Here is a 12,484-nt window from a genome sequence, read left to right as displayed (position 1 = left end):
GTTTTCATCGTTACAATATCTACACAAAAATAAAACGAACAATCATCATTAAGAATGTGATTGTTCGCACTTAGATGAAGCCGGAATAAAATCCTAGCTCATATTACCTTTATACTATGATTCCATTTGTCTCGCTAAAAATCCAGCTGCGGTTTCAACGGATTTTTGTTCAACTGCACCAATGGTGTCATCTTTCGCAAGGATTACGACGGCGCCAATTGGATCGCCATTGGCTACTATTGGTCCTATTGTGTAAGATGCGACGGATTCTGTATGATTGTCTACAAATGAAATTTCGCTTGATTGGGTCACAAGAACAGAGCTACGATCCTCCATTGTCTTCTCTACTAGATCACTAATACTCTTATTTAAGTAATCCTTCTTAGAGCCTCCTGCAACAGCGATATATGTATCTCTATCGCAAATTAAGACCGGATTTCCTAAGCTATCATATAATGCTTCTGCATATTCTTTTGCGAAGTCACTAAGCTCAGAGATTGGTGAGTATTTCTTTAAAATCACCTCTCCATCGCGGTCTACAAAAATCTCAAGTGGATCTCCTTCACGGATTCTTAAAGTTCTCCGGATTTCTTTAGGAATGACGACACGACCCAAATCATCAATACGACGAACAATACCTGTTGCTTTCATTCAACGTTGCCTCACTTTCATCTGATGATTAAATTACTGAAAAGAAAAAGCCGCTTAACTCTAACCGATACATGGCCATTAGGACGATACAACGAGAATTCTTCCCATTTATTCCTTCACTAATGATAAATATTTCCCTTTACAGATGATATTCGGTTAAAAATACAGCTTTTACTTTTCAAAATAGCTATGATTCATAAGGAAGATATCATGAATGCATCGCCATGTTTGAACTTAGTATCTTTCATAAGGAAAGTTATATACACGTCCAACTATTTTTTCTTTTAGGTGTGATTCATTCCAGAAAGGGATAAACATTCCATTTATTTGCTCTATCCTTGAAATACCCTTGTCCTTACTCAATCAAACATTGCCACTCTTACAATAAAATTACCAATATTTTTCTACTGTTACTTGGCGGTTTTTTCAGGAACCTTCTTTGTATCTTGTAATCCTTTCATAAAGGTAAACGCGTTTTCTAACCATTCTTTCGTGGCAATTCCTTTTATATGGAGAACGGCTTTTAGTTTTTTCCCATCCATACCAAGCCCAATCATACGGCCAAATTGATTGCTAAGCTTGAATACTTTTTGCCCATCAGCTTCCACACTACCTTGCTCAGATAAAAGGACAAGCACTTCATCTTTTGATTGCTTCACTAGTTCGACTCCAGCCACTTCACCATATACTTTCATTTCAGCAATTTTAAATAAATACGCGACTTCTTCCGGATAATCACCGAAGCGGTCAACCATCTCATCTTTCAATTCATCAATATCCTCTAGACTCGTAATCCCTCGGAAGCGTTTATACATTTCAATTTTTTGATGCCCATCAGAAATAAATGCATCTGGAATATAAGCATCAATTTCCAAATCAATTTCCATTGGTTCTTTTCTCGGCTCACCGCCCATGGATTCTTTTCTCTCTTCAATTGCTTCTTTTAACATTTGTGAATATAGATCAAACCCAACAGAATCAATAAAGCCATGTTGCTCCGCTCCAAGTAAATTACCTGCACCTCGAATCGTTAAATCTCGCATGGCAATTTTAAATCCAGAGCCAAGCTCCGTAAATTCCTTAATCGCCTGCAGACGTTTCTCTGCCACTTCTGTAAGGACTTTATCTTTACGATAAGTAAAGTACGCATAAGCCACACGGTTAGACCTACCTACCCTACCTCGCAATTGATACAACTGTGATAAGCCCATGCGGTCAGCGTCATGCACAATTAATGTATTTACATTTGGTATATCTACACCAGTCTCTATGATCGTTGTACTTACTAAGACATCATATTCCCCGTCGAAGAAACCAAGCATGACGCTTTCTAATTCATTCTCTGTCATTTGACCATGCGCATAAGCGACCCTTGCATCAGGAACAATCATAGAGATTTCCTCTGCTTTACGCTCAATATCCTCTACGCGATTATAAAGGAAATAGACTTGACCACCGCGTGCTAATTCTCGCTCGATTGCTTCCCTCACCAATACACCGTTATATTCCATCACATATGTTTGTACAGGAAAACGATTTTCAGGTGGTGTCTCAATAACTGATAAGTCCCGAACACCCAGCATGGACATATGCAATGTACGTGGAATTGGTGTCGCAGTTAATGTTAAAACATCAACATTAGTTTTTAATTTCTTGATTTTCTCTTTATGCGTCACACCAAACCTTTGTTCTTCATCTATAATCAACAAACCAAGATCTCGATAAGTCAAATCCTTAGAAAGAATACGGTGTGTACCTACGACCACATCGACTGTCCCCGCTTTTAATCCTTTAATCGTTTCAGTTTGTTGTTTTTTCGTACGGAATCGACTCAACATACCGATTTTCACAGGGTAGTCTTGGAATCGCTCTAGCATCGTTTCATAATGCTGTTGGGCAAGGATCGTTGTCGGCACAAGAAAAGCAACTTGCTTACCATCAGCCACTGCTTTGAAAATCGCTCGTATTGCCACTTCTGTTTTTCCATAACCCACGTCCCCACAAAGCAAACGGTCCATTGGCCTTTCTCTTTCCATATCTTTTTTAATCTCATTGATGGAATGAATTTGATCTTCTGTTTCTTGATATGGGAAAGCAGATTCAAACTCTCGCTGCATATCACTATCAGGACTAAAAGCGTATCCTTTAGATGCTTCTCTTTCGGCATATAATTTAATAAGATCATCCGCGATATCTTCAACAGAGGATTGGACTTTTTTCTTTACCTTCTTCCAATCGTTACCGCCAAGTTTATAAATCTTCGGTTCTTTTGATTCAGACCCTACATATTTTTGTACAAGGTCAATTTGTTCAACAGGAACATACAGTTGATCACTGCCTTGATAGCGAATATTCAAATAATCTTTATGGACACCATTAATCTCTAACGTTTCAATTCCTAAGTACTTCCCAATACCGTGGTTAACATGAACAACGTAATCACCAATCTTTAATTCAGAATAGCTTTTAATTCTTTCTGCATTGGAAAGTTTTTGTCTTCTCTGTTTCTTTCTTGTTTTATGATTAAATAGCTCTTCTTCTGTAATCACAGCAATCCGTTGATTATTAAGCTCAAATCCTGTTTGAATTGCCCCTTCTAAAATCTGAATTCTTCCTTGTGCAAGGAGAGAGTCCTGCTTGATGATAGCGGATTCAATATCATAGTCCTCTAACACATTCTGCAATTTATGAACCCGTTCTTCATCTACAGCAAGAAAAACAATCGCATAATTACCTTTTTTCCAACGATCGACCTCTGTTTTAAGCACATGCATTTGCCCATGAAAATTTTGCATCGGCTTACAGGAGATATTGATAATATTTTGCGGATTTGTATTCGGTACATGTCGTAAAAATAATGACATATAAACAATCGGGTTTTTCTTTGAATACATTAATTCTTTTAAAGAATGAGAAGTGACAACGTCATGAATAATCTGTCCTTCTTCAAGTAGGTTCGTGTACCACTCTGCTTCTTCTTTATCTAGCGAATCATTCATTTCTTGTACACGACTGACTTCATCTACAAAAATCAATCCATTCGCGGGAAGATAGTCTACTAAACTACTGCCTCCCTCATAGGCAAGAGATAAATATTTATATAATTGTTCTGGCTTGGTACCAGTCTTTAATTGTTCTAGTTCATAACCGATATTTTGTGTAAGGCTTTGTTTGGCTTGGTCATTTTTTAATTTTTTTAAGCTTTTACCCAACCCTGACTCTAAAGCATGAATAAGCCGCTCAAAATGTTCCCCTTCCATTGGTGTTTCCGTAGCTGGCCCTATTAACACACGATCAACCTTTGACTTTGAACGTTGATCTTCTAAAGAAAAGAAGCGGATAGAATCAACTTCTGTATCGAATAATTCAATCCTAATAGGGTCTGACTCTGTTAACGGATATATATCGATAATACCACCACGAACACTAAATTCACCTGGTGAGGAAACCATCTCCACTCGACTGTAGCCCATTTGGATAAACTGATTTAATTGTTGTTCGGTTAGCTCATCGCCCACTTTTAACGTTAACTGAAGTTTACTCCACAACTCTTTAGGTGGGAGGACCTTCTTTAATCCTGCCATTGGCACAATCATGACACCATTATTTGCTGACATCATATGGTTGAGAGTTTCAATTCTTTGCCCTTTTAATTCTGGGCTAGATATACTTAATTCAGCTGCAATTAACTCATTTGCAGGATACAAGAATACTTGCTCTTCTCCGAGAAGTTGTGTTAAATCATCATATAATTTTTGAGCTTGCAATAAATTGTGGGTTGTCACAAGTAAGGGGCGTTTAGATTGTTCATATACTGCCGCCAGAAAAAGCGTTCTGGCTGAACCCGTTAAACCTGCCACCATTTGTTCATTTAACCCTTCATCTATGCCTGATAGTACAGACAAGACCTCATCCTGTTGTGAAAATATTTTTTTAAGCCCTAACATGCAGTAATCCTCCTATTACAAAAAGCAACATCTCTCCCTCAACCAGAGAAAGCTACTACTCCCCTATTTGCTCTTCTTTTTAAATACTTTTTTAAAGCACTTTAAGCTCCCTAAACCTCATATAGGTTAGGAAGCCTAATTTTTCTTACTTACATGTTTATACTCACATAGCGTATAAATCATGCGAGTTTTTTCAAACAATGGTTGTTAACTTTATATAATATTCGATTTAAATAATAAAAGTCCCTCTATTATCGTACTAAACTTTTTTCCTATCTATCGAAAAGTAGTATAAAGAAACAGAAAAATGCTTTGGAAAGAACTCCAAAGCTTTAATGAATAAGAAAGTCTTGCTGATAGTAGTCTGGATTACGCTCTAGTGATTCATGGCAATCCTCACAAATTGCCTTCACATAAACGTTTCCCGAATGGTCATACTGAATCATTTCATGTCTTTCTTCTTCATTTAATTTATGAAAGCCTAATTGCTCTGCTTGAACCGTTTGTTTATCGACAGTCCCTAAAGATACCCCACAATGGCGGCATGAGTAATGAATAGCCAACAATAACACTTCCCTTTATCCATCAATTGTCATTATTATTGACGTTTTATTGGAAGGTTATGCACATCATTATATCATGATTGATTATATACATTCATAACTTGAAGGAAAGGTATATTTAACCATTCTTCACACGCATCAGTACATTTATTAATGACTGTTCTCATTTCGTTCATTTCTTCCTCAGTAAACTTACCAAGTACATAATCGGGGACTTTCATTCCTTGAGGTGGGCGGTCTATTCCCACTCGCATGCGGTTGAATTCTTGTGTACCGATATGGGCAATCGTTGATTTAATCCCGTTATGTCCTCCAGCACTTCCTTTTTGTCGCAAGCGAATCTTTCCAACCGGCAAGTCTAAATCATCATAAATGACGACAATATCTTCTATCTCGATTTGAAAATAATCCATCAGTGGTCTAATGGATTCTCCGGATAAATTCATATATGTAAGTGGTTTTAATAAAAAAACCTTTTCTCCTTTTACAAATCCAGCACCATACAATCCTTTAAACTTTGATTGATCAAGCGGAATATCCCACTTTTTAGATAATTCATCGATCACATCAAATCCAATATTATGTCTAGTATGATCATAGGGCTTGCCTGGATTACCTAATCCTACAAATAGTTTCACTAAGCACACTTCCCCCTTACCTCAAATAAGGACTGACCCATTGGTGCTCTGGTCAGTCCCCACCTCAGATTGATATTATTCTTTTTCGTTTATCACTTCTGGTTCTTCCTTAACTTCCTCTTCTTGTGGTTCTTCTTCCACACGAGGAGGGAGAACAGAAAGAATGGTCTCTTCGGCATCATGTTCAATTTCATACGAGGAAGCACCTTTTAAATCTTCAATAGTGACAACATCGTTTATCTCTAATTTAGAAATATCCACATCAATTGATTGCGGGATATTGCCAGGTGTACCTGTGACTGTAATCTCATGTAGTGCTTGTTGCAAAACGCCACCTTCTTTAACACCTGGTGACTCACCGACCGTATTTACAGTCACTTCTGCAGTAATTTGTGTAGATTTATCTACAGATAATAAATCCGCATGTACAACTGTATTTTTTAGTGGATCAGCTTGATACTCCGTTAAGACAACATCTACTTTTTCACCATCTATATTGACTGAGAAGACACCATTTCTACCGACTTCTCTAATCGTTTTAATAAAATCTGCCTCAGTAAAAAAGATTGGCTTACTCTCCATCTTCGTGCCATAAACAATTGCTGGAACATTACCATCTGCACGAATTTTAGTTAAAAATGAGTGACGAAACTCTTTTCTTTCCTTCGCTTCTAAAACAGTCATTCTAACGTCCCCTTTCATAATTTAAGGCTTATTCTTTAAAGATTCCCTAATTAACTGAAAGATAAACATCGCTCAACTTTTTTGTAAGCAAAATGCCCATAATCTAACTAGATATGATGATTCAAGAGATGGCAGGCTTCAGAATTGATTAATCGAACAACACGCTTACAGATTGCTCTTCGTGGACACGAATAATTGCTTCTCCGATAAGAGATGCCACAGATAGCTCGACGATTTTTCCTGTTTTCTTCTCTTCATCAAGAACAATAGAGTTAGTTACTACTAGCTCTTTAATTTGTGAGTTTTCAATACGATCAATTGCCGGTCCGGATAAAACAGGGTGTGTACAGCAAGCATACACTTCTGCAGCTCCATTTTCGACAAGTGCATTGGCAGCCAAAGTGATTGTACCAGCCGTATCGATAATATCATCAATAAGAATAGCGATTTTCCCTTCAATATTACCAACAATATTCATTACTTCTGCCACATTTGGTCTAGGACGGCGCTTATCAATGATGGCAATTGGAGCTTTTAATTGATCTGCCATCTTACGTGCTCTTGTTACACCACCATGGTCAGGTGAGACAACAACAATATCTCCCTCTACCTTGTTCTTAAAGTATTCAGATAGAATCGGTACACCCATTAAGTGATCGATTGGAATATCAAAGAATCCTTGAATTTGTGGAGCGTGTAAGTCGAGCGTAATCACACGTGTTGCGCCAGCTGTTTCTAATAAATTGGCAGCAAGTTTCGCAGTAATCGGTTCACGCGCACGTGCTTTACGGTCTTGACGAGCATATCCGTAATAAGGCATAACGATATTGATTGTTTTAGCAGATGCTCGTTTTAAGGCATCAATCATAATTAATAATTCCATTAAATGCTCATTTACTGGATTACTAGTTGATTGGATTACATACACATCACAACCACGAATACTTTCTTCGATATTAATTTGGATTTCACCATCGCTAAAACGCGTAACCGAACATTTACCTAATTCTACACCGATAAATTTAGCAATTTCACTGGCAAGTCCTTTATTTGAATTCAAAGTGAATACTTTTAAATTGGGATCTAAATACTGGTTTGACATGATGCGCCTCCATAAATTTTTATTTCTTTTGATTTAATTGATCTACATAATTTTCTTTGTTTACTTGACGAGCACGGGCGATAGATAGGGCATTGCCTGGTACATCATCTGTAATCGTAGATCCAGCTGCAATATAAGCACCTTCACCAATTGTAACTGGGGCAACCAAGTTTGAGTTACACCCAACAAATACACCGTCTTCTATCTTTGTTAAATATTTATTCTTTCCATCGTAGTTAACTGTTATTGAACCACAGCCTAAATTAACGTCTTTTCCGACCTCAGCATCACCAATATAGCTTAAATGTGAAGCTTTACTACCCTTGCCAAACTTTGCTTTCTTTATTTCTACAAAGTTGCCAATTTTAACTTCGTCATCAATTTGCGATTGTGGTCTAATATGGGCAAAGGGACCAATCTTTACTGCCGCACCAATTTCACTATCATGTGCCACTGATTGCTTTATGACCGTTTCTCTGCCAACTTGACAGTTTTCAATCTGAGTAGAAGGGCCAATTTCACAATCCTCACCAATAATGGTATGACCCATCAACATAGTACCAGGGTAAATAATTGTATCTGAACCAATTTCGACATCGACACCGATATAAGTATTTAATGGGTCAACAATTGTTACACCATTTTTCATATGACGTTCGTTGATACGTTTCTTTAAATACATCTCAGCTTGTGATAACGCCACCCGATCATTTACTCCTAATGTTTCCTCGAAGTCAGGTGTTTGATACGCTGTAACGATTTCACCTTGGGCTTTTAAGATTTCAATGACATCAGGTAAATAATATTCACCTTGGGCGTTATCATTAGATACTTGTGATAGCGCTTGGAATAAAGCTTGGTTATCGAAACAATAAGTCCCCGTGTTGATTTCTTCTATCAATCTTTCTTCTTCTGACGCATCCTTATGCTCAACAATTTTCTCTACATGACCAGCAGAATTCCTCACTACACGACCATAACCTGTCGGCTGACCAGTATGTGCTGTTAAAATAGTTGCTTTCGCAGATTGTTCTTCATGATGTTTAAATAACGCTTCCATTGTTTCTGCTTTGATCAATGGTGTATCTCCGCATATAACAAGCGTGACACCTTCTTTATCCTGCAACAAATCTTTCGCTTGAATAACGGCATGCGCCGTACCAAGCTGTTCTTCCTGCAAACGGTATTCACTCGCTTCTCCCAGCTGTGATTGAACTAGATCTGCTCCATGACCAATGACAGTAACAATATCTTTTATATCAAGTGAAGATACTTGATCAAAGACATGCTGAACCATTGGTTTTCCACAAACAGGGTGTAGCACTTTATATAGCTTAGATTTCATCCGTGTACCCTGACCAGCAGCTAAAATGACCGCATATCGATTAGACATTTAAAGTCCTCCAATTAACCTTTTTATCCATTAAAAAATATATCCTAAATAGCATATGATTTCAAGGAATGAAAGGAAAGTACATATTTTTGTCAATTAGAATGACTTTTTTACACGTCTAAACCCACCCTTATGCTTAAAATAATTTATACACAAAAAAGAGCCCATACCTTAGATGTATGAACTCCTATTGCATGTCTATTTTTTTACGAAGCACCCGCTTCTTCAAATTCTACTTCCTCTAATTCTCCTAAACGATGGTACTCTGCTAATACTGCTTCCTGGATTTTACCGCGAGTCCCGGAATTAATCGGATGAGCAATATCTCTAAACTCTCCATCCGGAGTACGTTTACTTGGCATCGCTACAAATAAGCCGTTATTACCATCAATGACACGAATATCATGAACGACAAATTCCTGATCCAAAGTAATAGATGCAATCGCCCTCATGCGGCCATCCGTATTAACGCGGCGTAATCTTACGTCAGTTACTTCCATTCTGTTCACCACCTTTTCCCAGTAGATAAAATCCTTTACTTACAATTCCACATATAATTTCAAACTCCTTCTTAATTAGAAAAAATATTTCGTAATTTTAGGACAAATGGATGACTCTCATTAAAATTCTTCCAAATATCATACTTCTTTTACTGTATCTATTGAGTGATAGTTACTTTTTTCCTCATAAAAAATACACCATCCTTTTTTTAGAATGGTGTATGTTGTCACACGAGATTTACTTCACAAGTGCGATTACTTCTATTTCAATTTTTGCTTCTTTTGGCAATTTTGCTACCTCTACACAAGAGCGAGCGGGTTGATGGTTATTGAAATACTCTCCATAAACTTCATTCACAGTCGCAAAGTCGTTCATATCTTGGATGAAGACGGTTGTCTTGATGACTGTTTCAAGTGATGCACCTGCTTCTTGTAATACTGCTTGTAAATTTTTAAATACTTGATGGGTTTGATCCTTTACATCACCATCTACCATCACACCATCTTTGGTTAATGGTATTTGTCCCGAGCTATAAAACATATTATTTACAACAATACCTTGAGAATACGGTCCAATAGCCGCTGGAGCTTCATTCGTTTGAACGATTTTCATTTCAACCTTCCTCCCTCTCCCAACTTAAATCCTTTTGAAGTAGTTTCCTTCTGTTACATTAATACGTTTCTCTCTAACATCTACATCTGCTAACTGCACGAGAGATACATACTCATCAACTAAACGTTCATCTGCATTTTCTGATTCTACTAAGACAGCAATCCCAGCTAGTGTAGCTTTAAATTCGTCTAGCATACTAATCATGCCATTAATTGTGCCGCCAGCCTTCATAAAATCATCAACAATAAGCACTTTCGAACCTTCTTCTAAACTTCTTTTAGAAAGAACCATCGTCTGAATCCTTTTTGCAGACCCTGATACATAGTTAATGCTGACAGTAGATCCCTCTGTCACTTTACTATCTCTTCTGGCAATGACAACAGGAACATTAAGATAATTAGCGACTGCATAAGCAAGTGCAATTCCTTTTGTTGCAACTGTCATAACCATATCAATATTTTTATTAATATACGCCGATGCAATTAACTTACCGCATTTTTGTACAATCATAGGGTCACCTAAAATATCAGTCATATAAAGGTAACCGCCTGGCAAGAGCCGATCAGGACTTGCAATTAACTCACATAATTCAGCAATGATCGGTTTCGCTTCTTCATCTCGTACCTTCACCTGATATCTCACGCCACCCGCTGCCCCAGGAACTGTTTCTAACGTGCCTATTCCGCGAAGCTCAAAAGTGTCTTTTATTATCGCTAAATCTTCACTAATGGATGATTTAGCTGAACCATATCTTTCTGAGAAAAAGGTTAAGGATACCAATTGTCTTGGATGCTCTAAAAGATAATGTGTCATATCAATTAGACGTTCACTACGACGAAATTTCATGATTGGCCCTCCTTTTAATTAAAAAACCGAATATTATAACGATAATATTACATTATCATACGCCTTTAATCAAGTTTATGCTGTTCTCCAAGCAGTCTAACTGCAAAAACTTGGTCACAAAATCCCCTTAGCCCATTATAAATACGGTGCATACGAGAATCATGCTGCGCTAAACCAAATACAGTCGGACCACTACCACTCATTAATACTGCATCCGCACCAAATCTCTGCATCTGTTCTTTAATTTGGTTAACCTCTGGATGCATTTTCAACGTCACACTTTCAAGGACATTAGACATATGTGCGCAAACCTCACTATAAGACTGATTTTCAATAGCCTTCATCATTCCTAATGTTTGCGGATGTTCGATTCCTTGTAAATTTAAGCGACGATACACCTCAGCAGTCGAAACACCAATAAAAGGTTTAGCTAAAATCACCCAGCATGTTGGTGGAGCTGGTAAAGCTTGAATAAGCTCTCCTCTACCTGTAGCAAGGGCTGTCCCTCCATAAACGCAAAAAGATACATCAGAGCCGATTTCTGCACCGATTTCCGCTAACTCATCAATCGTTAACCCTAATTGCCACAGCTTATTTAAGCCTCTTAACGCGGCTGCTGCGTCACTGCTTCCCCCAGCTAATCCTGCAGCAACAGGAATCACTTTTTCAATCGCAATACTAACCCCTTGCTTCACATTAAACCTGTGCTTTAGCAAATGTGCTGCCTGATAAGCTAAGTTCCTATGGTCATCTGGAACAAAACGATTATGTGAAACAATTTTAATCTCATCTTTATCCAATAACGTTAATTCAAGACGATCTGCCAAATCAATGGTTGTCATAATCATTTCTACTTCATGATAACCATCCTCTCGTTTACCGAGGACATCTAATGATAAATTGATTTTAGCAGGAGCCTTTACTAAAAGTTTCAAACTCTCCACCTACTTTACAAATTTCAGGACGACTCCATTTTTTGTCCTATTTTACCACAAAACAAGAAAAGTAAGACGTATGCAATAATATTATTCAATATTAAGATTAATTTTTTAACATTAGCCATGGGATAATATGCGTTTTCACACTGATAAATAAGCAAGCAGAAATTAGCCTTTCGATGGATTGTTTTAAACATGATGTCCCGCCAAACCCTAAGGGAGTTGTGGTGTAGATGCTTGCCCAATGAAAAATCGTCCACCTAACTCTTGTTCTATTTTTAAGCACAAAAAAACTCCTCCATAGGTAGCCAGTTTTTGTCTACTTTATGGGGGAGCATATAGCGTTTATTCATCTCTATTTCTTAATAAAAGCACAATGAATTCATTTTGTACGATAGGATGCTAAGGCTTTCTCTACTGCTCTTTTCACCATGTTGCCAGCATCTTTAGAAGTAATTCCGCCCCAGCCTTCTTGTTGAACTGTATCATAAAAGCCTAATTCTTTAGCGAGTTCTTCTTTCATTCCTTCTGACATGATTCGCCTTCTTCTACTCATCCTTAAGTCACTCCTTATTCATTGCTACTCCTAGCGTTCCTCAAAAGAGATGC

General features: G+C 37.6%; 12 protein-coding genes. All 12 read right to left on the bottom strand.

The window, feature by feature from the left end; genetic code table 11:
* Positions 1–114: 114 nt before the first annotated feature.
* The 12 genes from spoVT to H9655_RS20020 all read right to left on the bottom strand — a co-directional run bounded on the left by spoVT (position 115) and on the right by H9655_RS20020 (position 12,431).
* Positions 115–651 carry a stage V sporulation protein T gene (spoVT, locus tag H9655_RS20075; protein ID WP_191817014.1) on the bottom strand — a complete coding sequence of 179 codons (537 nt, stop codon included), beginning with the start codon at positions 649–651 and terminating at the stop codon, positions 115–117.
* 410 nt (positions 652–1,061) lie between these two features.
* The gene (mfd, locus tag H9655_RS20070) at positions 1,062–4,598 is read right to left on the bottom strand and encodes a transcription-repair coupling factor (protein WP_191817013.1); all 3,537 of its coding nucleotides are present in this window, start codon (positions 4,596–4,598) and stop codon (positions 1,062–1,064) included.
* Positions 4,599–4,930: 332 nt separating this feature from the next.
* Positions 4,931–5,161: an anti-sigma-F factor Fin family protein gene (locus tag H9655_RS20065; RefSeq protein WP_191817012.1), complete on the bottom strand. Its 231-nt coding sequence runs from the start codon at positions 5,159–5,161 to the stop codon at positions 4,931–4,933.
* A 74-nt stretch (positions 5,162–5,235) separates the two neighbouring features.
* Complete coding sequence (gene pth, locus H9655_RS20060) at positions 5,236–5,799, bottom strand: aminoacyl-tRNA hydrolase (protein WP_191817011.1); 564 nt, start codon at positions 5,797–5,799, stop codon at positions 5,236–5,238.
* Positions 5,800–5,874: 75 nt separating this feature from the next.
* Positions 5,875–6,483: a 50S ribosomal protein L25/general stress protein Ctc gene (locus H9655_RS20055; RefSeq protein ID WP_191817010.1), complete on the bottom strand. Its 609-nt coding sequence runs from the start codon at positions 6,481–6,483 to the stop codon at positions 5,875–5,877.
* A gap of 148 nt (positions 6,484–6,631) precedes the next feature.
* The gene (locus H9655_RS20050; protein WP_095371283.1) at positions 6,632–7,585 is read right to left on the bottom strand and encodes a ribose-phosphate diphosphokinase; all 954 of its coding nucleotides are present in this window, start codon (positions 7,583–7,585) and stop codon (positions 6,632–6,634) included.
* Positions 7,586–7,604: 19 nt separating this feature from the next.
* The gene (gene glmU, locus H9655_RS20045; RefSeq protein ID WP_191817009.1) at positions 7,605–8,978 is read right to left on the bottom strand and encodes a bifunctional UDP-N-acetylglucosamine diphosphorylase/glucosamine-1-phosphate N-acetyltransferase GlmU; all 1,374 of its coding nucleotides are present in this window, start codon (positions 8,976–8,978) and stop codon (positions 7,605–7,607) included.
* Positions 8,979–9,184: 206 nt separating this feature from the next.
* Positions 9,185–9,478: a septation regulator SpoVG gene (gene spoVG, locus H9655_RS20040; protein WP_095371285.1), complete on the bottom strand. Its 294-nt coding sequence runs from the start codon at positions 9,476–9,478 to the stop codon at positions 9,185–9,187.
* Positions 9,479–9,716: 238 nt separating this feature from the next.
* Positions 9,717–10,091 (bottom strand): RidA family protein, encoded by a 375-nt coding sequence (locus H9655_RS20035; RefSeq protein ID WP_191817008.1) that lies wholly within the window; start codon positions 10,089–10,091, stop codon positions 9,717–9,719.
* 24 nt (positions 10,092–10,115) lie between these two features.
* Positions 10,116–10,937, bottom strand: a complete 822-nt coding sequence (gene purR, locus H9655_RS20030; RefSeq protein ID WP_191817007.1) for a pur operon repressor — start codon at positions 10,935–10,937, stop codon at positions 10,116–10,118.
* 65 nt (positions 10,938–11,002) lie between these two features.
* Positions 11,003–11,881, bottom strand: coding sequence for a 4-(cytidine 5'-diphospho)-2-C-methyl-D-erythritol kinase (gene ispE / locus H9655_RS20025; RefSeq protein ID WP_445662508.1), 879 nt, complete (start codon positions 11,879–11,881; stop codon positions 11,003–11,005).
* Positions 11,882–12,257: 376 nt separating this feature from the next.
* Positions 12,258–12,431, bottom strand: a complete 174-nt coding sequence (locus tag H9655_RS20020; RefSeq protein WP_191817005.1) for a small, acid-soluble spore protein, alpha/beta type — start codon at positions 12,429–12,431, stop codon at positions 12,258–12,260.
* Between the last annotated feature and the right edge of the window lie 53 nt (positions 12,432–12,484).

This window comes from Cytobacillus stercorigallinarum (assembly GCF_014836495.1).
GTDB lineage: Bacteria > Bacillota > Bacilli > Bacillales > Cytobacillaceae > Cytobacillus > Cytobacillus stercorigallinarum.
Note: the sequence above shows the minus strand (reverse complement) of the source record. Positions and strands in the feature narration are given on the sequence as shown.